This is a genomic window from Zobellia sp. 1_MG-2023 (genome assembly GCF_030549125.1).
Taxonomy (GTDB): domain Bacteria; phylum Bacteroidota; class Bacteroidia; order Flavobacteriales; family Flavobacteriaceae; genus Zobellia; species Zobellia russellii.
Window position 1 is genome coordinate 392,013 of the sequence record NZ_JAUOSY010000004.1, and the last position, 22,878, is coordinate 414,890.

The 22,878-nt window shown below is 34.4% G+C and carries 15 protein-coding genes; 4 read left to right on the top strand and 11 right to left on the bottom strand.

The window, feature by feature from the left end; translation table 11 throughout:
- Positions 1 to 37: 37 nt before the first annotated feature.
- From Q4597_RS11180 to Q4597_RS11205, 6 genes are all read right to left on the bottom strand, one after another.
- A complete protein-coding gene (locus Q4597_RS11180) occupies positions 38 to 1,102 on the bottom strand; it encodes a glycosyltransferase (RefSeq protein ID WP_303406277.1) in 1,065 nt (354 codons plus the stop codon).
- A 2-nt stretch (positions 1,103 to 1,104) separates the two neighbouring features.
- Entirely contained in the window at positions 1,105 to 1,698 is a 594-nt protein-coding gene (locus tag Q4597_RS11185) for a serine O-acetyltransferase (protein ID WP_303406278.1), read from the bottom strand.
- A gap of 141 nt (positions 1,699 to 1,839) precedes the next feature.
- Positions 1,840 to 3,033, bottom strand: coding sequence for an O-antigen ligase family protein (locus Q4597_RS11190; protein ID WP_303406279.1), 1,194 nt, complete (start codon positions 3,031 to 3,033; stop codon positions 1,840 to 1,842).
- Between the two features lies 1 nt (position 3,034).
- Positions 3,035 to 4,108 (bottom strand): glycosyltransferase family 4 protein, encoded by a 1,074-nt coding sequence (locus Q4597_RS19760; protein ID WP_368506680.1) that lies wholly within the window; start codon positions 4,106 to 4,108, stop codon positions 3,035 to 3,037.
- A gap of 13 nt (positions 4,109 to 4,121) precedes the next feature.
- Positions 4,122 to 5,450, bottom strand: a complete 1,329-nt coding sequence (murJ, locus tag Q4597_RS11200) for a murein biosynthesis integral membrane protein MurJ (protein ID WP_303406362.1) — start codon at positions 5,448 to 5,450, stop codon at positions 4,122 to 4,124.
- 220 nt (positions 5,451 to 5,670) lie between these two features.
- Positions 5,671 to 7,515 (bottom strand): Ig-like domain-containing protein, encoded by a 1,845-nt coding sequence (locus Q4597_RS11205; RefSeq protein WP_303406280.1) that lies wholly within the window; start codon positions 7,513 to 7,515, stop codon positions 5,671 to 5,673.
- Between the two features lie 342 nt (positions 7,516 to 7,857).
- Here Q4597_RS11205 and Q4597_RS11210 point away from each other — a divergent pair, with 342 nt between their 5' ends.
- The gene (locus Q4597_RS11210) at positions 7,858 to 9,165 is read left to right on the top strand and encodes a right-handed parallel beta-helix repeat-containing protein (protein WP_303406281.1); all 1,308 of its coding nucleotides are present in this window, start codon (positions 7,858 to 7,860) and stop codon (positions 9,163 to 9,165) included.
- Positions 9,166 to 9,189: 24 nt separating this feature from the next.
- On the opposite strand, the gene Q4597_RS11215 is transcribed toward Q4597_RS11210, so the two are convergent.
- From Q4597_RS11215 to Q4597_RS11235, 5 genes are all read right to left on the bottom strand, one after another.
- Positions 9,190 to 12,486 carry a PKD domain-containing protein gene (locus tag Q4597_RS11215; protein ID WP_303406282.1) on the bottom strand — a complete coding sequence of 1,099 codons (3,297 nt, stop codon included), beginning with the start codon at positions 12,484 to 12,486 and terminating at the stop codon, positions 9,190 to 9,192.
- A 554-nt stretch (positions 12,487 to 13,040) separates the two neighbouring features.
- Positions 13,041 to 14,321: a nucleotide sugar dehydrogenase gene (locus Q4597_RS11220; RefSeq protein WP_303406283.1), complete on the bottom strand. Its 1,281-nt coding sequence runs from the start codon at positions 14,319 to 14,321 to the stop codon at positions 13,041 to 13,043.
- 8 nt (positions 14,322 to 14,329) lie between these two features.
- Positions 14,330 to 15,328 (bottom strand): SDR family oxidoreductase, encoded by a 999-nt coding sequence (locus tag Q4597_RS11225; protein ID WP_303406284.1) that lies wholly within the window; start codon positions 15,326 to 15,328, stop codon positions 14,330 to 14,332.
- Between the two features lie 263 nt (positions 15,329 to 15,591).
- Positions 15,592 to 16,608 carry an NAD-dependent epimerase gene (locus tag Q4597_RS11230; RefSeq protein WP_303406285.1) on the bottom strand — a complete coding sequence of 339 codons (1,017 nt, stop codon included), beginning with the start codon at positions 16,606 to 16,608 and terminating at the stop codon, positions 15,592 to 15,594.
- Positions 16,605 to 18,002 (bottom strand): nucleotide sugar dehydrogenase, encoded by a 1,398-nt coding sequence (locus tag Q4597_RS11235; RefSeq protein WP_215440006.1) that lies wholly within the window; start codon positions 18,000 to 18,002, stop codon positions 16,605 to 16,607. The genes Q4597_RS11230 and Q4597_RS11235 overlap by 4 nt, the downstream gene beginning before the upstream one ends.
- Positions 18,003 to 18,404: 402 nt before the next feature.
- On the opposite strand from Q4597_RS11235, the gene Q4597_RS11240 reads away from it, so the two are divergent.
- The 3 genes from Q4597_RS11240 to Q4597_RS11250 all read left to right on the top strand — a co-directional run bounded on the left by Q4597_RS11240 (position 18,405) and on the right by Q4597_RS11250 (position 22,840).
- A complete protein-coding gene (locus Q4597_RS11240) occupies positions 18,405 to 19,391 on the top strand; it encodes a UDP-glucuronic acid decarboxylase family protein (RefSeq protein WP_303406286.1) in 987 nt (328 codons plus the stop codon).
- Between the two features lie 427 nt (positions 19,392 to 19,818).
- A complete protein-coding gene (locus Q4597_RS11245) occupies positions 19,819 to 20,904 on the top strand; it encodes a DegT/DnrJ/EryC1/StrS aminotransferase family protein (RefSeq protein WP_303406363.1) in 1,086 nt (361 codons plus the stop codon).
- Positions 20,905 to 20,908: 4 nt separating this feature from the next.
- Entirely contained in the window at positions 20,909 to 22,840 is a 1,932-nt protein-coding gene (locus tag Q4597_RS11250; RefSeq protein WP_303406287.1) for a nucleoside-diphosphate sugar epimerase/dehydratase, read from the top strand.
- Positions 22,841 to 22,878: the final 38 nt, after the last annotated feature.

Here is a 22,878-nt window from a genome sequence, read left to right on the forward strand (position 1 = left end):
TCTAATGTTGAATTGGATTGCCTAACGTTGATTTGAGCTAGCTATTTTTAAGTTTCAGAAATAGTTCTTGGTACTTAAATAAGATTATATCTTCTGAATATAGTTTTGTGACAGATTCACGAATAACTGAAGGCTCCCATTTTTTAGCTATGCAAAATTTAAGTTTTTCGAGAAAGTCTTTATCATTAAAGGCGATTTCTCCATTTATACCAGGCTTTATAATTTCGTCAATACCTCCTTCAGCTGCAAAAGCTAACACGGGCGTTCCAACAGCGCAACTTTCCAGTATTGCATTTGGAAAACCTTCAACGTACGAGCCAGATAAGAATAAATCACTTTTGGATAAAAAAGTCTCTACCTTATTAGTATAAGGTATATGTTTTACCTTATCGGCCAATTTGTATTTGTGTATATCATTCATTACCACTTCGTATAGAGGACCGTTACCTATAATAGTGTAATGGAAGTCTACATTTATTTTAGATAAAGCAATTAATATTCTTGAATATCCTTTTTGCTTTGTCAGTCTTCCTACAGTTATTAGTTCAAATTTTGAATTATTATTGAATGAATCTTTTAATCTAAACTTGCTGGTCACTGGATTATTAATAATGTGCAATTTGTGCGCTGGGTAATTATAATTATTGAGCAGGTCTTCCCTCATGTCTTTTGATTGACAAACAATACAATCTAATAATTTGGGCTTTAGTTTAAATAATATGGTAGAAACTAAACTTCTGGATTTTTGTTTTGTAGATTTACTGGCCACGATAGTTTCTCGGCCCACAAATTTGGTATTTGGAAATAAAGGTGAAATTAGGGCCATTGCCATATTTAAATGGGCTATAGCACTTATTACTATTTGCGGCTTTTGGTCATAAAAAAATCTTATTATTTTAGGTATGGCATTACTGACTTTATCTTTTTTTAAAAAAAAGACATTCGTATCTTTTACGTCATAAGCAACATTTTCGTTATGCCCGACAACTAATAAAATAGGGTTAAATTGTTCTTTGTTCAGATTCTGAGCTAAAAAAGACATTACTCTCTCCGCACCACCTGAACGCAATGATGGAATTATAAAGATTACTTTTATGCGCAAATTTATATGTGTTTAAGTATAGATGTAATATCAATTGTTTTCAACTTTTTAGCAGGTATGCCTCCTAATATTGTATTTTCTTCATAAAATGATTTATTAACACAGGCATTAGCGGCTATAACCGTATTGTTTGGAATCTGAATATCACCATATATCTTGGCCCCTGGCCCTATATAAACATTATCACCAATTACTGGTGCGTTAGGCACCCCTCCAGATGCTCCGATATTAACTCCTGAATGAATCCTGCAATTTTTTCCGATTTTCGTTCGACTATTAATTATAATTAACCCATAATGCGGTATTGACAAACCAGGACCGAAAATATTTTTGGGAATTGTAAACCCTAAAGCTATCGAAAGTTTTTTATATCTATATTCCAAATAGTAATAATATATCCATTGAAAAAGATTTTTTCGTTTGTTGTGGTAATATTCAACCTGACGGAGTTTTTTCTGAAATTTCCAAGTTGGATCAGTATATATAAATTGTTTTAGCTTTTGTGCAAGAGTATTTGTCTTTATTCCTCGAGCAATTTGATCTTGACGGATAAATTGTTTCAGATCGTTTTTCGACTTGATTACTTTTGGTATCATTGTCATTAACTTAAATAACTAAGATTATTCGTGAACTATTCCATTTAACTAATTTAAGAGCAAATGTTCTTAGATGGTATGAAAGACTCGATAACGGTAATCATACAATAATATTGGAAATTTTAAAAAAAATCCCAATGATTAATTATACATGATATTCTTTATATCCCCCTTAGTTTTGTAAAATATAAAACTAAGTAATGAAAATAGAACCATTAAATACCCCTGGTTTATAATCGTTTGTAATGTCATCATAAAAATTGTTAATGTCGTCAAAATAGCTACCCCAAAATATTTTAAACTATTTTCAGAGAATATTGCTTTTTTAAAGAAAGAAAATATAAGAAATAAGAACAATAAAAAGACCAAAATACCAGCATCTGCCCATACACCAAATATTGTGTTATGCCCACGTATAATATTAGAAAAATTTATTCCATTACCAATGTATGGATTCTCTTGGATAAAAGACAGCATGTTTTTAAAAAGAATATCCCTGTCTGATAAACCAACCTTATCCGTATTTAATGTAATTATATTTACAATACTTTCAACCCGTTCTTTTTGAATTCTAGATAAATTATCTGAAGAAATAGCCCAAGTAATGGCAGCATATAAGAACAATGGTATAAATATGATTGATAATAATAAGCGCTGCACGGTAAACAAATGACGGTACAAAAGACTCAAAATTAATAAGAAAACTACGAAGCCAGTTTTTGAAAACGTTATTATTACAGCGTAGCTTGTAATAAATAATGCTATAACTTTTAATATTACTTGCCCATTAGTTTTTGTTGTAATAATACTTTTAATAAAAATAAATGCAAGTATAGCTACAATGCATGCATTATTAGCATCACCATAAAGACCTCCGGCACGTTCCAGTTTATACTCATAGACCCCATCGTGGTCTAGTGAAAAGTTGAAATAATTAAAAAGTATTATAAATACCGAACTTACAAAAAATGAAATGGCTAATATTTTGCTAACTTTTTTAATTTGACTAGGAATGCTAAGGAGAAAGGAGAATGAAACGAAGTAAACTACAGGTACTAAGGTTTTTAATATTGGCGGTGTAGTGTCCAAGAGCACGTTAGCAAATAATGCTATAGAATAGTAAAAAATATAGAAGGCGAACCAAAGCTTTATAAGTGGTGTGAAAGGTTTGGTCTGTCTTATTATAATTAGTACGCCAATAATTAACAACATCAAATTACCATAAGCAAATATTTGCGCAATAGTAGCTGATAAAAAGTTTGAGATAAAAGCTTGAACGTTAAGAAGGTTCGTAACTAATGGAAAATAAAAGCAAAGGATTATGGCAGCTCTCATATTATAGTGAATTGAATAACTTTTTCCACCTATCAGCAACAGCTTCTACGGAGAATTTTTCCAAGCTAAGTATGGCATTATTGGACAGAGACGTCCTTTTATCTACGTCTTGGATAATACTGTTCAACTTTTCTTGCATATCATGCTCATTCTGATCTTTAACAAGAATTCCGTTGTACTCATTCTTGATAATATCCGAAGGGCCTGTTTTGCAGTCATAGGCTACACAGGCCATTCCTTGAGACATGGCTTCTAATAGAACCATAGGAAGTCCTTCAAAACGCGATGATAATACAAATACTGATGCTGAGTGCATATACTCGTTAACATTGTTCTTAAAACCTGTAAATTCAACTTTATGTGTAATTTTATTTTTCTGTGCCAGATTAGTTAAATATTTAAGTCCCTTATCTCCTTCCCCAATTATCTTTAAGTCCCATTCAGAATTCTTAGAGAGCACAGGAGGTAACAGATTTAGTAGGTTGTCAAATCCTTTATGATGAAATCTATTTAGACTGCCTACTGCCAAGATAGTTTTTTTTCTAGAATGATTATTTGTATTAATAGGTTTGAAAGTACAGGGGTTGGGCATTATGACAACATTAACTCCTCTGTCTTCGTAAAATTTGATATCATAACTAGTTAATACAGTGATATAATCTGCAAATCTGTATATATATTGCCAAGTAAATTTTGTTAAATACTTAGGGCTCTGGACCTGCAGATGACTATTATGTTCTGATGCAATGATTTTAATCTTAAATATGCGAGCTATTAAAATGCTAATTAGATTAGTTAAGGTTATAAATGAAATTATAACGCTAGGTTTTGAATCTTGATGTTTATAAAACTTGTACAGGCTTAAAAATGCTCCGATTTTTTTGTTTTTGACTGAAGAAGAAGGTATTAATCTAATTCTTTTAATACTGGGGTTAAGAGAATATAAGTCTTCACTCTCATATAAAGTTATTAATCTAACATCAAAATTAATAGTGATAAAATGATTAACAAGAATAGCCATTACTCTCTGCGCACCGCCACCCGACATATTACTTATAATAAAATCTAATTTCATAACGGGTTTGGTTTTAAAGGCTTAATTTAAACTTTTTATATTGTTTAAAAGTATAAGTAAAATAAAAGAAACTACTAATAATATACACAATGGTTGTACTCATCACTAGCCCATAAACCTTATATTCTTCTACAAGAATATAATCCAAAACTAAATTCAATAGAAGATTCCACAATGAAGTCCAGGCCATGAAACTATTTTGATTGATACTGGTCAAAAACTTTACCATAACTAACGTACAAAGATAAAAGGGTATGTACATGAGCATTATTTTTTGAATATCAGCAACAATAATAGTGTCTGAAGCAGTAAATTCATTTCGTTCAAAAAGTAGGGAAACTATTTGATTTGATAGAAAAATAGAAATTACTGACACTATTAAGGAGCCAATGAAAACAATTCTTAAAATTTTAAATAATTGATTGTAAGCTTTACCCAAATCAGTAGCTATTAATTTTGAGAAATGTGGCAGCAAAACATTACCTAAAGCTATAATCAGGATACCCACAACAAAGGCTGGAATCTTTAACCCATAATTAATTGCAGTTATTGAACCAACTACAAGTTGGGCTGCAAAAAATTTGTCTACAAAAGAATTTATTCCCGTAAGAAAACCAGAAGTGATTTTTGCAGGAAGTTGTTTTAACATTATTACAATGTTTTCGTTTAATTTAGGTTTTTTTAAAAATATTGCATTTGAGCGATTAGTGAAGTATAAAAGATAACCAAAACTCACAATTGTACCCAAGAACATTCCATAGGCCATTACCATATCCCCAAGTTGCTCTCTAAAATATAATAAACATATAATAGTGACAATCGTGGTAAGAACTGGAGTTAAAGAGGATACGATAAATTTTTCGTTAATTTCTAATAAACCTCCAAACAAAGAACTATAGCCCCAGAAGAGTAAACACGGTAGTATAATATATAATTGATTACGGATTAGCTCATAATAACTGGCCTCGTGACCAGTAAACACCTGTTCAAGATAAAATTCCGCAAATATTATACAAATTAATGTTAGTATTATGACTATAGCTGTTATTATCAGAAAACTAACTGACTGAAATTCTCCCTTGTGATTAGAAGTTTTTAATTCAACGAGATAGTTAGGTATGAAAAGATTTTTAAGTGCTCCAACAAAAACATTCTGTACAAAATTTGGAATTAGTATGGCTATGAAAAAAGTATCTAATAGTACTGATGACAAGCCAAAAGTTGATGCAACAATTGTATCTTTATAAAACCCAAACCCCTTGACGACCAAGGTCATTAAACCAACAGACATAAGGTTTGCAAACAAAGGTTGACTAGCTAAACCTTTTAAATAGGAAAACATCTTCTTCAAGAAACTATAAATAAAGAATTATTACTTACTACCATATTTTAAAGTCTATCTTGTCAATATTCCTACTTCAATTTACATAATTATCACACAAGATGACTTTAGCTTTTTGCAAAAGAATGGCCGAAAATACAAAATATAATTTTGTACTAAGATGTCAATTTAGGCATTTATTCTATTACATCAGCAGTTATACATAGTAATGAAATAATATTTACTTTATTGTCATGGAGTGTAGAAAATCTTCTAGATTGGTATATCCATCCTGGTTATAGTCTTCATTTCCATCCTCTGGGTTGTAAGGGTCCAAGTTATGTTTTATCTCCCATTCATTAGATAAGCCGTCTTCATCTGTATCTAAATAAGGGGTTCCTCCTTTAAGTTGTGGGTAACCGCCAACTTCTGTTGGAGAATTAATCAGTTTTCCTGTTTTGTTTTTTATGTCTTCAACAATTCTTAGGTCAACACCATCTTTAGTAAATGCACCGGCCATATCAGTTACAGATGTAAGTATTACGTCCGGCTCCAACAAATCGGTTTGTCCAAGAGGATAGTCGAAAGGTTCTGTTACAAGAATTTTAGCATCAACTCTATTGCTGAATGGGGCGGATCTAACTCCTAATGCATTAATTTCAGGCATGTCATTACTGGGTCTGAATTTATTTATATTGCCTTTGGCAAAGACATTGACTTCTTCATTTAATAATATTGGATATCGATTAGTTCTAGAGTTTGGACCCTCTATATGTAAATTATTAATCAAATTAATATAGGAAGAATGATCAGGACTAATTGACGTGCCAAAGTCTCCCCAGTTATAGTAAACATTGTTTACCAGTTCAAAATCTGTTCCAGTTGATATACTTCCACCAATTAGGGGATTTCTTTGATTATTATGCGCAAAAATTGAGTTGTATATGGTAATCATATTTGAATTCTGGCCAACTAGCATTCCCATACTGTGCGGTCTATAGTAACCCGAGCTGCTGGGGTCTGTAGTATACGCATGAGTTGCATACATTAAAGCTTCGGAAAATATGCAATTTTGAAAAGTTATTTCTGAAGTGCCATACGGATTCAAAATTTCATCTGTAGCCCACGAAAATGAACAATGATCAATCATTATTCTTTCGCCACTAGTCATTAACATAGCATCACCATTGACAGCTTTAGAAGCTGTTGGTCCTGGTCTAAAGCGCATACCTCTAATTATTACATCATCAGCTTTTATCCTTAGACAAGCCATATCTTTAATTGGGTTAACCCTTACGGTAATTCCGTCACCCGGTGCAGTTTGCCCTGCTATAGTAATATTGTCATTAGATATAGTTAGAGACGAATTAATTGTGATATATCCGCTGACCGAAAAAACAACCGTGCGAGGTCCAGATTGTTCTATCGCTTCTCGTAGACTACCATTACCGCTATCGTTCAAATTTGTTACATAGATTACTTTTCCACCACGTCCACCTTTAGCGTATTTGCCAAAGCCCTCTGCTCCCGGAAAAGCTTTTAGTTCTCCATGATTATATACAATTTCTACAATGGCTTCATCTGTTTTTTTATTCCCTTCACTGTCTACAGTTTCAACGGTATAGCTGAAACTATCACTTAATGTTTCTTTTTCTACTTTTTGATTTTTCGATATATCTTCGCTAGTATTCTCTGTATCTAGCACGACTGATTCTTGATTTTTGCTATCAGAGCTTGAAGTACTATCTTGTTCATTTTGGGTTAATGTAACGTTCGTGTTAGGTATATAAGTTAGTGTTTTATCATCATTTATAGTAACAGTACCATTTTTAGGTTCCGATGTTTTTGTGATGTTTGCCTCGTCTTCTTTTATTAATGAATCATTCGAAAGTACATCTAGGACCATTGGTTCATTTGTGCTTACCAAATATAAATCGTTAACCAGTAGTTGATTATTATAAATAGAGTATGAATTATCAACAACTACTGATTCTGCCAGTAGATCCAAATCTTTACTACACGATGTAAAAAGTGTAGAGAATGAGCATAAAAATACTATACCGCTAGTAAATGCGAGCTTTTTCATAAGTAGGTCGTTTTGAGATTTGGGCTATCTCGCTCAGAAAGTATTAATTAGCTTGGGTTAATTAATACTAGGTTAATAATTCAAATAAACAGTATCGTACTGTCCATATCAATAACTTTATGTAAATTATTATGTTGCAAGAAGATTTTATTTTTCGACCAATAACATTCTAATAGCAATATTTAATCGATGAAATGCGTATTTACACTATAGATTGTTAAATAATGGGCTGTAAATAGGGAATCACGTTTTTTTTTTGCAAGATTTACTTAGTGTTTGTTTTGGAGGGAAATATATAGTGACTTACTCTAATAAATTTTCTGTTTAATACTAAAAATGTAAATGATTTTGCCTAATTATTCTATAAAATGTTATCTGTGGGTTTTTATTTTTATTACAACAAGTGGTGTTGGACAGGTACTCAAATTCTCGGATTTAAATAAAGAGAGTTCTTCTGGTGCGTTAAACTTATTTTTCAAGTCTGATAAAGACACCTTAATAATTGATATTAAGGGGTCTCCTTGGTTCTTTGGTCCAAATCGTATAGAGAATGCAGCCAATAAAGTTGTTATTTTAGAAAAAGGGGTTGAAGTTTATGCAATGCCAGGCTCGTTTTTAAAAAAGGGAGACGCTTTTTTTAAATTTGTTGATTGTAAAAACATTAAAATAATAGGGGATGAAAATGTTTTCTGCATGAATAAATCAGAGTATTTGACCGGTGAGTGGCGGCATGGTTTTAGTTTTATTGGTTGTACAAATATGTCATTGAGCGGAATTCATATAAAAGATTCCGGGGGGGATGGTATTTACATAGCAGGTTCTAAAAAAAAGAAATATTCTGAAAGTATATCTATAGAAAAGGTTCGAAGTACAAATAACAAAAGGCAAGGAATGTCAGTAATTAGTGCAAAGAAATTAATAGTCTCCAATTCCATTTTCGAAAAGACAAAGGGTACTTTGCCGGAGGCGGGAGTTGATTTTGAGCCTAATTCTAAAAATGACGTGTTGTCCGAAATTGCATTTAAAGATTGTGTTTTTAGTAATAATGGGCATTCTGGTATTTTACTAGCTCTGAATAAATTACAATCAGATTCAGAACCCATTTCAATTACATTTTATAATTGTGTTATACAAAGAAACCATCATAAAGAAAATAGGTATGTAGCATCTGAGATTACTATAGGCGCGAATAAATACTCTCCTGTAGGCGGATTAGTAACTTTTGAGAATTGCTTAATAAGAGATTCTGATTGGGGGCTTCTATATACCAGAAAGACTCCAGATGCCTATAAAGTTATTTTTAAAAATTGTGTAGCTCAAGACATATCAAAGGACGGTAGCTTTCCTCCAATTTATTTAGAAGTTCCTGATTATCGAACAAATACGTATGACCTAGGCGGTTTTATTTTTGACAATCTATATATATCTTATTCTACAGATTTGCCTTTGTTTTTGGTAAGAGGGTCTAAATTAAACACTCTTAAAAATGTAAAGGACATAACGGGGACTATAATTCTCAATAATTCAACAGGAGATAAGACAATTATCAAATATATAAACTATGACCCTCAATATAACAGGAATGTTAATTTTAGGGTGATAGATAAGATCGATAGTGGTATGCGCATGCGAGATAAGAACAACAATTAGTATATTTTCTCTAAGAGCTTATTATTAGTTTATATGTTGGTAATTTATATTAACATTAACATTCTTACTCTTTTTGTATCCTCCGGAGTATATAATGGGATTGTTGTAAGGTTCATCAATAATAAAATTTCCTGAGACATTTTTTAATGTAGTACCTGAACTTGGAGCTTCAATGCGCAAAAAGGGAACGTTATTGGTATATTCTAATTTAAAATTGTCGAAAGTAATTCCTCCTATTGTATTTTCAATTGATAACGCTTGTAATTCAATTACACCTCTGTTTTCTTGTTTTGCTACATTTTTAGCCGTACAATTTTTAAAAATTACGTTATAAGCGTCTGCAGCATTTCTGTACATTATAATCCTATTGTTACTTCCATTAAAATATATATTTTCAAATCGTACTTCTCCTTTCACCGGATTTGTGGTAATACCTTGACTTAATCTTATTTCGGAATTAACAATGCCACTTGATGGAGAGTCGCCATTATAAGAGAATTCTGAATTTTTAACAGTTACGCTAATGGGAGTGGAGGAACTATTAAGTTTACCAGTGGACACTAGGACACCAAAACTATCATTTTTAGAAAATGTACAATTGGAAAAATTTATATTTACTAATCGTTCATCGGAATTATTGGGCTCCAAATCTACACCGGATTCAGGATCGGCACCGCTGGTATTTTTAAATGTAGAGTTTTTAACATAAACATTTTGTGCACTAATGATGGACATTCCTTGTCTCCGGTTATTATCACAAATTACATTGTCAATAGTTATATCCTTAGAATAATTTAGACTGTTCCCTCCTGCAATATAAATACCGTCACCGCCACTATCACGAAAGGTTAAATCTTTAATAGTAATATTATTACCTTGCCTTATTGACAATGCATGACGGGATTCACCACTGTTGTATTCTGATTTGTTCATTTTAAAGGTAGCGCCATTACCTTCAATAATTACATTTTTAGGCCTATAAAGTTCAAAAAGTATAGCACTTGATGATGTAAATGCTCCCGATTTTGCGCGTAATGTAACACCTGCTTCAAATACAATGGTCATATTGGTTAAATCAAAAAATCGGGTTGGCTTTATTATCCAGTCACTACTTTGCTTATCAATTACCACATAAGAATTGCCAGAATTCAGGGCTGCTTCAAAAGCAGCTGTTGCGTCACCGGATTTAAAACCGAAGCTTGATGCATACACTGCATTGGATGGATAATTGCCCGAGCTTCCTCCGCTCGAACTTCCGCCTCCAGTGCTTCCTCCACCTGTACTACCCCCACTACCTGTATCGCCACCCCCGGTATTTCCACCACTATTGTCTACAGGTCTCTCGTTTACTTTAACCTCAACGGTCGTTAAATGCGTAAGTCCCTCTTTATCTTTTACGGATAATTCAACTTTATACGTGCCTGGTTCGGAAAAACTATGGGATGGATTTTTGTTGGTGGTTGTAGACCCGTCCTTGAAATCCCAAAAATAACCGGTTACCTCTTTATCGTCAGTTGAGTTATTTGAACTGAACTGCACATTTAAGGGGGCGTAGCCAGTTAATGGGGAACCGGAGGCTACAGCCACCGGGGCTTCGTTTTCTATTTCAGTAATCGTAATTGTAATGGTTTTGGAATCTTTTAAACCATCTTCGTCAGTAACGGTAAGTGTCACATTATAAGTTCCCTTTTTCGTAAAAGAATGGGAAGGGTTTGAGCTTGTAGATGTACTTCCATCTTTAAAATCCCAAAAATAATTTTTTACGGCAGTGTCATCGGTAGAGTTACTTCCCTTAAACTGAATATCCAGAGGAGCCTCTCCTTCTGTGGTGTTTGCGGAAGCTTTGGCAGTAGGTGCTTTATTTTCTTTTTCGGTAACAGTTATAGTAACGGTATCTGTATTCTCTAATCCATCCTTATCCTTAACGGTCAACACTACCTCATAAGTACCCGCTTTTGTAAACGTATGGGAAGTAGAGGACGAGCTTCCCTTGTCGCCGTCTTTAAAATCCCATAGGTAATTAGTTACTCCAATATCATCGGAGGATTCTTTTCCATCAAAAGTAACTTTCAATGGGGCTTCGCCAGAAGTTACCGAAGCTTTAGCGACAGCAGTAGGAGCATTGTTTTCTTTGGTTTTTACCGTAATTGTGGTTTCTTCTGTATCAATTTTTCCTTGTGCATCTTGTACTGTAAGTACAACTTTAAAGGTCCCGGCTTTCTCAAAGGTGTGTGAAGGGTTAGCTTCATTAGAAGATGAACCGTCCCCAAAGTTCCATCCGTAATTTTTAACTTCTTCATCGTCACTGGAATTATTCCCTGTGAAATTTACTTTGAGTGGAGCTGTACCTGAAGAAGGTGATGCATCTACTACAGCAATAGGGGATTGATTTTCCGTTGAAATAGGAGTATCCGGCTCTTCCTCTTCTATAACCTCAGGCGTATCATTACTTGGTGTCTCTTCTTCTTCTTCTTCTTCTTCTTCTTCTTCTTGATTCGTAGGCTCTTCCGGTGTTTCGCTTACTGGAGAATCTTCGTCATCTATAGATGGAGCCGATGGTGCTTCTGTAGTTGGATTTTGGTCAGCAGAGACTATACCTTCGGAATCTTGGGGAGCGCTATAGGTAATGACCAGTTTTGGGCCATTCTTTGAACTATGTTCTTTTGACGCAAAAGCCAAATCATTTCCATCTTCGTGTTTAAGTACTAACGTAAGAACTTCTGGATTTAATTTTTCTTGATCTAAAATAATCTCCTGTGTTTGATTCACATGATAATCATCTGTTGTTGATCCTAATATAGTGTCTGATTTAGGTGCGGTTATTTCTGATATATCATGTTCAGACCAGTCGGTTGAATCCCCTTTTAATACAGAGATAGTTCCATGTCCATCATCTGTACTTATAGTGAACTCTAGGTGAGCCTCTTCTAAGATTCCGCCAATAGAGTCAATAGGGCTAATGTCAAACATCAAATAACTTTCTCTATGCCCTTCATCAAGACGAATTAAATCTTGATTATATCCTTTACCACTTTGTAAATGTGCATCATGAATAGGAGTAAACACAGTTGTTCTAGTCTCATAAACTTTTTCCTCTACAATTTCTTCCTCTTCAGGAAGAACCGCTTCTTCTGGAACTAATTCCTCTTCCGTAATTTCTTCGGAAGTTTCTTTAGTGTCTTCTTTAATTTCGGTTGATGGGTCGGCTAAAACAGCATCTTTTAGTAATTCACTGTCTTTGCTACACGATATAATTATGAGTAAAAAAATGCATACGAATCCAATAAAAGATTTGCTAGGAGCGGTGGGGTAAAATTTCATAAGTGGGCTAAAAAGTTAAATTTTCGTCAAAAAAATTACGGTTGTCAAATTGTTTTCTATCGGTAAAAAACCAAATTAGTCGACAAAATGCAAGCGGCCAAAAATAGAAACAAAATCTTAAAAACTGCTTTTATCGATAAAAAATATATAAAAATCGATAAAGAGCGCTAAAATATGTTAAAATGTACCGTTTGTCGAATACATGATACAGTACGGTAATGCACTATGTGGTAGACGTTGTCATGTATGTTTTTTAACATTTTATTAAGAATAAAATCGATGAAATGCGCAATATGGTTAAATCTTGGGTTGATAAAGCCTGTTTTTTATTGCAGTATTTGTCAATGTATTTTCGCTGTAATCTGGAATAGATAAGTGATAAGCTACAGAATAATCGATTGAAGGAGTGGAGAAGAGCTGAAAATTTTGTGAACATGGATGTTTGCATGTCCCTTCTTAACTAAGTCTGTATTGGGTTTATTTGTAATAAGTAAGGATAGAATTAAAAAAAGCCAACACCGCGTGCTGGCCTTTTTTAATTAGTGTAAAATTTATTAGAGTCTGCCGTCTACATTATCTTTAAGTATACTTTTGACATCATAGATAATACCATTGGGGTTTAAAGAGTTCTTAAGGTTAAATTCAAGAAATTCTTTGTGGGCTACGGTTAAAACAACGACATCATACTTTTCTTTGGGTAGGGTTGATACCATGTCAAGATTAAACTCTTTTTTGACTTCTTCTTTAGAAGCCCATGGATCAAATATAGTTAAGTTTGTTCCATAACTTTTTAAGTTATTTATAACATCAACCGCTTTGGTGTTTCTAACGTCTGGGCAGTTTTCCTTAAAAGTTATGCCTAGAACAAGAATATTCGCTCCTTTAATTTTGATATCTCTTTGAACCATTAACTTTATGACCTCTGAAGCAACATATTTTCCCATGCCATCATTCATACGGCGCCCGGCCAAAATTATCTCTGGATGGTAACCGTACTCTTGTGCCTTTTGAGCCAAATAGTAAGGGTCTACCCCAATACAATGTCCACCAACTAAGCCTGGTTTAAATGGAAGGAAGTTCCATTTGGTTCCAGCGGCTTCTAAAACCGCCGTTGTATCAATCTCCATTAGATTGAAAATTTTGGCCAATTCGTTAACAAAGGCAATATTTATATCGCGTTGTGAGTTTTCTATGACCTTTGCCGCTTCTGCAACTTTTATAGTGGGGGCTAAATGTGTTCCTGCTGTAATTACAGAGGCATATAGTTCATCTACTTTCTTTCCAATAGTAGGTGTAGAGCCAGAAGTTACCTTTAGAATTTTTTCTACAGTATGTTCTTTATCTCCAGGATTGATTCGTTCAGGAGAGTACCCAACAAAAAAGTCTTTATTGAATTTTAATCCACTTACTCGTTCTAAGACAGGTACACATTCATCTTCGGTTACCCCAGGGTAGACCGTAGATTCGTAAATAACCAAATCACCCTTTTTCAAAACTTGACCAACTGTTTCACTTGATTTGTAAAGAGGGGTTAAGATTGGTCTATTCGTACTGTCAACTGGAGTTGGTACTGTTACGACATAATGAGTACAATCTGCAATATCCTCTAGATTGGATGTACAATATAGACCTTTATCAAAATTAGCGGATTTTTGTAAAACAGCTTTTAAATCCTCATCACTTACTTCTAGGGTGTTATCTTTTCCAGATTGTAGTTCTTCAATCCTTTTTTTGTTTATATCAAAACCGATTACTGGGTATTTGGTAGCAAACAAACGTGCTAATGGTAGACCTACGTAGCCTAGACCTATAATCGCAATCTTTGATGTATTCATACTTTTACTTATTTTAAATTTTTCCAATACCACTCCATTGCTGATTTTAGGCCCGACTTGATGTCGTAAATGGGGTCATACTCCAAGTATTTCCCGGCTTTGTCAATGGAGGCTAAAGAATGGGGTACATCTCCTTGCCTCTCAGGACCATAGGTTACTTTAATATTTCCAATTTTAGAGTCGTACTTACTTAAGTATTGTTTTAATAATTCAACCAATTCTTTTAAATCCGTTCGTTCGCCACAGGCTGTATTATAAACGGTATTAAGTGCTTTTTTGTCATCAACTAAAAGTGCTCTGATATTCATCTCTACTACATTGTCAATATACGTAAAGTCTCTTGAGAAGCTTCCATCTCCATTAATTACTGGCGACTCATGATTCATCAGTTGCATAGTAAATTTAGGAATTACCGCAGCGTATGCGCCATTTGGGTCTTGTCTTCTTCCGAAAACATTAAAATACCTAAGCCCTATTGTCTCAATTCCATAAGTTTTTGAAAACACGTCGGCATAAAGCTCGTTTACATATTTTGTAATGGCATATGGGGATAGAGGTTTGCCAATAACATCTTCTACTTTGGGCATTGACTTTGAATCGCCATAAGTTGAGGAGCTAGCAGCATAAACAAAACGCTTAACTTTTGCTTTGCGAGCTGCAACCAACATATTCAAAAATCCAGAAACATTAACCTCATTACTTGTAATTGGGTCGTTTATGGAGCGCGGAACGGATCCTAGTGCGGCTTGGTGCAGCACATAATCAGTGTCCTTACAGGCACTCTCACAAGTATTTAACTCACGAATATCTCCTTCAATTAAAGTAAAATTCTCATTACTAAGAAAAGGTTCAATGTTTTCTCGTTTTCCTGTTAAGAAATTATCAAGACAAACAACTTTATTACCGTTTAATAATAGGGCTTCACATAGATTTGAACCAATAAATCCGGCACCACCCGTCACCAAAATCGTGTACTTAGATGAAAAATTTAATTTTTCGAGAGACATAAATTCAATGTTAAATAATTACATTTTTTAGTAGCCCGTATTTTAAGTTAGCTTTAAAAAAGTGGCTGCAAAGATGTGAAAAAATAGCTTTGTAACTAGTAAAAGTTTACTAAATGTCTCTAAATTAATCCAAAGAGATATCTATGCTGTTTTACTCAATCAAAAGTTATCTTTGAATAAATATATAGTTATAAACAGGAGAAGAAAAATAAAAAAGAGGCCAATAGATCAGACCTCTTTTTAAAATTTAATTCAAAATAAAATTATTCTTTGTAGTAATCCTTGTACCACTCCACAAATCTTTGAACACCATCTGTAACCGAGGTATTGGGTTGATATTCGTAATCTCTAATCAGATCATCAACATCCGCCCAAGTACGTTCTACATCCCCGGGTTGCATGGGCATCAGCTCTTTTTCGGCTTTTTGTCCCATACTGTTCTCAATAGCATCTATGAAACTGGTGAGTTTAACAGCATTGTTGTTCCCAATGTTGTAAATTTTGTACAACTCTCTATTTTTGGTAGATTTTGTCAAAATCCGAACAACTCCTTCTACAATGTCATCCACGTAGGTAAAGTCTCTTTCCATTTTTCCATGGTTAAAAACTTTAATGGGTTTTCCGTTAGCTATAGCATCAGTAAACAAAAACAAGGCCATATCCGGTCTTCCCCAAGGGCCATAGACCGTAAAAAATCGTAAACCTGTTGTCGCAAAATCAAACAGGTGACTATAGGTATGGGCCATTAATTCATTACTCTTTTTACTTGCAGCGTACAAGCTAATGGGGTGGTCTACACTATCGGATGTGGAAAATGGTATTTTTTCGTTCAAACCATAGACGCTGGAGCTGCTAGCGTATACTAAATGCTCAACTTTATTATGTCTGCAGCATTCCAATAGGTTTAAGTAACCAACAATATTGCTATCTATATAGGTTTCAGGGTTCTCAATACTATAGCGTACACCGGCCTGAGCGGCTAAATTACACACTCTGTCAATTTTCTCATCATTAAAGAGGTGAGGTAAAGCTTCTCTATCTTCTAAGTTCATTCGAACAAAAGAAAATTTATTGCCATGTGTAGAACCAGAACATTTTTTGAGAAAAACTTGCGCATCTTTTTTTGCAATGCCCAGTTGTTTTAATCGGTTATATTTCAGGTTTACATCATAATAATCGTTGATGTTGTCTAGACCTATAACTTCATATTCTTGTTCAAGGAGTTTTTCGCAAAGGTGATATCCTATAAAACCGGCCGCACCGGTGACAAGAATTTTCATGATTGTCCTATTTTATAATACTGAAAGCCTTTGGCTTCCATATCTTCTTTTGAAAGCAAGCGGCGACCATCAAAGACAAATGCCGGTTTCAACATTTTTTCAAAAATGGTATCCCAGTCATAATTTTTAAATTCGTCCCATTCGGTTAAAATAGCAATGGCATGGGCATCTTGAACGGCGTCCATAGGATTGGAAACAACAGTTAAAAGCTTTCTGTTTTCTTCTGGAGAACGGGTATCCAAATAATCTAGGTCAGCATAGATTCGCTCTGCAGATACCTTTGGGTCATAAACTACGATTTCTGCTTTTTCCTCTAATAAGGCATCGGCAATATTAATGGCTGCAGATTCTCGAGTATCGTTCGTGTCTTTTTTAAAGGCCCATCCAAAAAACACAATTTTCTTGCCTGAAACAGTATTATAAAGGGTAGATATAATGTTTTCCGCAAAACGTCTCTTTTGGTAATCGTTCATGATAATTACCTGTTCCCAATAATCCGCAACTTCAGTCAGACCAAAACTTCTTGAGATATAGACAAGGTTTAAGATGTCCTTTTGAAAACAAGATCCGCCAAAACCTACGGAAGCGTTTAGGAATTTTGGTCCAATTCTACTGTCGGTACCTATTGCCCTTGAAACTTCCGCAACATTTGCATCCGTTCGTTCGCACAGGGCCGAAATAGCATTAATGGAAGAAACTCTCTGGGCTAAAAATGCATTGGCAACCAACTTGGACAGCTCAGAAGACCAGACATTGGTTTGCAGTATTCGTTCTTTTGGAAGCCAGTGTGCATAAATTGAACTTAACGTGTCCTTGGCTTCTTGACCTGAAGGTGTTTCGTCACCACCGATAAGTACGCGGTCTGCTTTTAGCAAATCTTCAACGGCTGTTCCTTCTGCTAAAAATTCAGGATTGGAAAGTATTTCAAATTTAACACCGTTTCCGGTATTTTCAAGGATGCTTTTAATAGCACTCGCTGTTCTAACCGGTAAGGTAGATTTTTCTACAACTATCTTGTCACTCTTAGCTACTTTGGCAATATTACGTGCGCAAAGCTCTACAAATTTTAAATCTGCCGCTTGTCCTTTTCCTTTTCCGTAAGTCTTTGTAGGGGTATTTACGGATATAAATATGATTTCGGCTTCATCAATAGCTTTGTCCACTTCGGTAGAAAAGAAAAGGTTTTTTCCTCTCGTTTTGGCAACTATTTCCTTTAGGCCAGGTTCGTAAACGGGTAAATTGTCTAGGTCTGAATCATTCCATTGGTCAATGCGAGATTGGTTGATGTCTACAACGGTTACGGTAATCTCAGGGCACTGACTAGCAATAACGGACATTGTTGGTCCACCTACATATCCTGCACCAATGCAGCATATTTTATTTACTTTTTTCATGACTGGGTTCATTTTATTAGGTTGCAAAGATTACTAAATAACTCAAAACTTCCTTACATTTTTTCGCTTAAAAAGATTTATTTCAAGATTATGTGTTGAAATACATTCCGATTTGACAATATCTTACATATTAAAACCTCCCATTATTATTCTTTTATATGGATTGTAAATTATGTTTGCTAAGCATTGTCCGAAATTATATACGAACAAGATGTTGGATAGGACTATATGCATTTTAACTTAGATAATTGAAGTTTATAGTTTTTTAAAGAAAAATAACCTTCTGTTTTGCACATTGTATTTATATTCGTGGTGATTATGATATTAAATTTTGACAAACTATTTGGAGCTTAATGCGTGTAAGTTCTTTTGGCTAGTTGATCAGAAAAATAAAAATACAAAATGAAGAAAATACTGATTACCGGGGCGGCAGGTTTCTTAGGGTCCCATTTGTGTGACCGTTTTATTAAAGAAGGTTATTATGTCATTGCCATGGATAATCTTATTACAGGTGATTTACGTAACATAGAACATTTGTTTAAGTTGGAGAACTTTGAATTCTACCATCATGATGTTACAAAATTTGTAAGTGTTCCTGGTAAACTAGACTATATTTTACATTTTGCCTCTCCCGCTAGCCCAATTGATTATTTAAAAATCCCAATACAGACCTTAAAGGTAGGGGCATTGGGTACTCATAATCTTTTAGGTTTGGCAAAAGTTAAAAATGCTAGAATCCTTATTGCATCTACTTCAGAGATATATGGGGATCCTCTTGTTCACCCGCAGACCGAAGAATATTATGGTAATGTAAATACTATAGGTCCAAGAGGGGTGTACGATGAAGCAAAACGATTTATGGAATCAATTACAATGGCTTATAACCGATTTCATGGTTTGGAAACACGAATTGTACGAATTTTTAACACCTACGGTCCTAGAATGCGATTAAATGACGGAAGAGTTATTCCCGCTTTTATAGGTCAGGCACTGAGAGGTGAAGATTTAACTGTTTTTGGCGATGGAAGCCAAACGCGTTCGTTTTGTTATGTTGATGATGAAGTTGAGGGTATATACCGACTCTTACTTAGTGATTACGCTTTACCTGTGAACATAGGTAATCCGCATGAGATTACGATAAGGGATTTTGCTGAGGAAATTGTTAAATTAACAGGAACAGATCAAAAAGTAATATATAAGCCCTTGCCACAAGATGATCCTATGCAGCGACAGCCGGATATTTCAAAGGCAAAAGAAATTTTGGGCTGGGAACCTAAGGTTTCCAGGTCCGAAGGGATGAAGAAGACATATGAATACTTTAAATCTCTGCCGGAAGAGGAATTGTACAAAAAAGATCACAAAGACTTTAAGGATTACAACAGGATTTAATTTTGAACGAAAAAAACAAAGGAGCAGTCGAAAAACGGATTTGCTCCTTTATTTTTTTAATACAATAATTGTTAGTGTTAATAGGGATATGCATGTATTTGTGTAAATAGTTGCAAGTAGATTGGGAAATCTATTTTCAACTTTCTAACGTAGGTATGACAGCTCAAGCTTAATTAGAGATAGTAAGTCATACAAGTGTTATTAACCGAATTTTTTAGGCTTACAACAAAATTAGTAAGGAGTTCAGTAATTAGAGGTTAGTTTTGTATTCCGTAATCAAAAAGAACTTTTTAGTAATTTTTAGATTATATTTATATGTTTGGCCGATGATTATAAATAAATTAAGGCAACCCCAAATTAAAAGAACTAAAACCAATTTTAATTGAAAACTATTATTAAAGATAAGATTTGGCTGTCTTCTCCACATATGGGCGGGGGCGAACAAAAATTTGTTCAAGAGGCCTTTGACACCAATTGGGTGGCTCCATTGGGACCTAATGTAGATAATTTTGAACAATCTATAAACGAGTTTGTTGGGGGTAACGTTCATGTTGCCGCGCTAAGTTCGGGTACTGCTGCTATCCATTTGGCTTTAGAATTGTTAGGTGTTACTAGAGGTGATGAAGTTATTTGTCAAAGTTTCACTTTTTCAGCTTCTGCCAATCCGATTATGTATCTGGGTGCTACACCAATTTTTGTGGATAGTGAAAGAGATACATGGAATATTTCTCCAAAGTTACTTGAGAATGCCATCCAGGATAGGATTGAAAAGGGTAAAAAACCTAAGGCAATAGTAGCTGTTCATTTATACGGTATGCCATACAATGTTACGGCCATAGCCGAAATTTCAAAAAAGTACGGTATACCGGTTGTTGAAGATAGTGCTGAAGCTCTTGGTAGCAGCGTTAATAATCAAAAATGCGGTACTTTCGGATCAATAGGGATTTTGTCTTTTAACGGAAACAAAATTATAACCACTTCTGGAGGTGGGGCTTTGATTGCTAAAGAGGAAGCAATAAAGAAAAAAGCTGTGTTTCTGGCTACCCAAGCAAGGGATGATGCTCCTCATTACCAACATTCATCCGTAGGGTATAATTACCGGATGAGTAATATCTTAGCAGGAATTGGTCGTGGTCAAATGGAGGTACTTCAAAATCGTGTTGACCAGAGAAGATCTAATTTCGAATTTTTTAAAAAACATTTAGCACATCTTCCTGAAATTGAATTTTTAGAAGAACCAAGTGGTTATTATAGCAATAGATGGTTGAGCTGCATACTAACACCTTCTTTTGTTATAAGAGAAAAAATCCGTCTAGCTCTTTTGGAAGACAATGTTGAATCAAGACCCTTATGGAAACCTATGCATCTGCAACCGGTTTTCACTGAGTTCCCTCATTATTCTGATGGTACATCCGAAGATTTTTTTAATCGAGGACTATGTTTGCCTAGTGGCTCTAATCTTTCGCAAAGTGATCTTGAAAGAGTGGTAGAGTTGATTCTAACCAAAATTTAATCTGATGATAAAAGAATATTTAGTAAATAACGCTCACAAGTACGCTTCTAAGTGGCTGGTTTTAGCTATTGATGTAGTAATGATAGCTATTTCTTTCGTCTTATCCTATATTATACGTTTTAACCTTACTTTGGACTTTGATATTGATAAGCTTTTTGTTCAATTGCCGATCATTTCATTGATAGCTTTAGCGTCTTTTATTTTTACAGGATCTTATAAAGGGGTAGTTAGGCATACGGGTGTTAGGGATGTTTACAATATATTCAATGCTATTTGTCTGTCTAGTATTTTGTTAATTTCAATGGTTCTTTTTAATCGAGAATTAGGGGTTTTTGAAAACTTCACGGTACCATTAGGAATTATAATCATTCATAGTTTACTGAGTTTTGTTGCGTTAACTGCTTCCCGATATGTCTTTAAGTCTTTGTACAGTACTTTTATGGCCCGTGATTTTAAGGTCAATAAGAATGTTCTGATATTCGGAGCAGGGGAGTCAGGGATACTAACTCAAAGTGCTCTCGTTAACCATACGAAAAGTAGGGTTAGGGTTGTTGGTTATATAGATGAAGATGAGAAAAAGGTTGGGAAACAGATAAACGGAGTAAAAGTTTTCCATAAAGATGTTTTGAACAAGGACTTTATATTGAAAAATAGTATCTCCGAGGTTATTTTTTCTATTCAGAATATTGATCCTAAAGACCTTAAGGTGTTAGTTGAAGGTTTGGTTGATTTTCCTGTTCAGGTGAAAATTGTCCCTCCTGTAGAACAGTGGATCAATGGTGAGTTGAAAGTTTCTCAAATTAAACAGATTCAGATTGAAGATCTTTTGGATAGAGCTCCAATTAACATTAGAAATTCAAAAATCTCCGAAGAGGTTAGGAATAAAGTGGTATTAGTTACAGGAGGTGCAGGGTCTATTGGTAGTGAAATTGTACGTCAAGTTTGTACATATAATTATAAGTCGCTCATCGTGATAGATCAATCAGAATCTGCGTTATACGACTTGCAGCAGGAATTGAAACAAAATGGCTTTCATAATTTTATGCCTATTGTTGGAGATGTTCGCGATAAAAATAGATTAAATAATCTTTTTCAAGAATACAAGCCTAATATTGTGTTTCACGCTGCAGCTTATAAGCACGTGCCTTTAATGGAATACAATGCTTATGAAGCTATTAAAATTAATGTAGCGGGTACTAAAGTTGTTGCCGATTTATCTATTAGTCATAACGTAGATAAATTTATTTTCATTTCTACTGATAAGGCTGTTAACCCTACAAATGTAATGGGTGCTACAAAGCGAATTGCGGAAATGTATATTAGTTGTATGCAGCAAAAAGGAAAAACGAAATTTATAACAACGCGGTTTGGTAATGTGCTAGGGTCTAATGGTTCAGTAATTCCTCTATTCAAAAAACAAATTGAAAAGGGGGGTCCGTTAACAGTTACCCATGAGAATGTGACTCGTTTTTTTATGACTATTCCAGAAGCTTCTCAATTGGTCTTGGAAGCTGGAGCTATGGGAGATGGAGGAGAGATATTTATTTTTGACATGGGTGAATCCGTAAAAATATTTGACTTGGCCAAAAATATGATAAAACTTTCCGGGCTTAGGTATCCAGAAGATATAGACATTAAGATAACCGGTTTGCGTCCAGGCGAAAAATTATATGAAGAGTTGTTGGCAAATGGAGAAAACACCTTGCCTACATATCATAAAAAGATTATGATCGGTAAAACTAGAGAACTTGACTATATATTGGTAAGGTCTAAAATTGATGAACTTTGTGTGTCCAATATGTTCTTCAATGAGAGCACGGTTAGTTTAATGAAAGAGATAGTTCCAGAATTTATATCTAATAACTCTGAATTATGTGTTTTGGATAAAAAAGACAAAACGACAACTAAGAATCATCCTCTTAAAAAAGTTCTATAATTTTTTTATTTACTATCATTGCACCAAAACTTGAACAC

Bases quoted from the DNA above. Each gene is read 5' to 3' on its own strand.
- Q4597_RS11205 (WP_303406280.1), bottom strand. From the start codon at position 7,515: ATGAAAAAGCTCGCATTTACTAGCGGTATAGTATTTTTATGCTCATTC.
- Q4597_RS11245 (WP_303406363.1), top strand. From the start codon at position 19,819: ATGGGCGGGGGCGAACAAAAATTTGTTCAAGAGGCCTTTGACACCAAT.
- Q4597_RS11225 (WP_303406284.1), bottom strand. From the start codon at position 15,328: ATGTCTCTCGAAAAATTAAATTTTTCATCTAAGTACACGATTTTGGTG.
- Q4597_RS11230 (WP_303406285.1), bottom strand. From the start codon at position 16,608: ATGAAAATTCTTGTCACCGGTGCGGCCGGTTTTATAGGATATCACCTT.
- Q4597_RS11220 (WP_303406283.1), bottom strand. From the start codon at position 14,321: ATGAATACATCAAAGATTGCGATTATAGGTCTAGGCTACGTAGGTCTA.
- Q4597_RS19760 (WP_368506680.1), bottom strand. From the start codon at position 4,108: ATGAAATTAGATTTTATTATAAGTAATATGTCGGGTGGCGGTGCGCAG.
- Q4597_RS11215 (WP_303406282.1), bottom strand. From the start codon at position 12,486: ATGAAATTTTACCCCACCGCTCCTAGCAAATCTTTTATTGGATTCGTA.
- Q4597_RS11190 (WP_303406279.1), bottom strand. From the start codon at position 3,033: ATGAGAGCTGCCATAATCCTTTGCTTTTATTTTCCATTAGTTACGAAC.
- murJ (WP_303406362.1), bottom strand. From the start codon at position 5,450: ATGTTTTCCTATTTAAAAGGTTTAGCTAGTCAACCTTTGTTTGCAAAC.
- Q4597_RS11250 (WP_303406287.1), top strand. From the start codon at position 20,909: ATGATAAAAGAATATTTAGTAAATAACGCTCACAAGTACGCTTCTAAG.
- Q4597_RS11235 (WP_215440006.1), bottom strand. From the start codon at position 18,002: ATGAAAAAAGTAAATAAAATATGCTGCATTGGTGCAGGATATGTAGGT.
- Q4597_RS11240 (WP_303406286.1), top strand. From the start codon at position 18,405: ATGAAGAAAATACTGATTACCGGGGCGGCAGGTTTCTTAGGGTCCCAT.
- Q4597_RS11185 (WP_303406278.1), bottom strand. From the start codon at position 1,698: ATGATACCAAAAGTAATCAAGTCGAAAAACGATCTGAAACAATTTATC.
- Q4597_RS11210 (WP_303406281.1), top strand. From the start codon at position 7,858: ATGATTTTGCCTAATTATTCTATAAAATGTTATCTGTGGGTTTTTATT.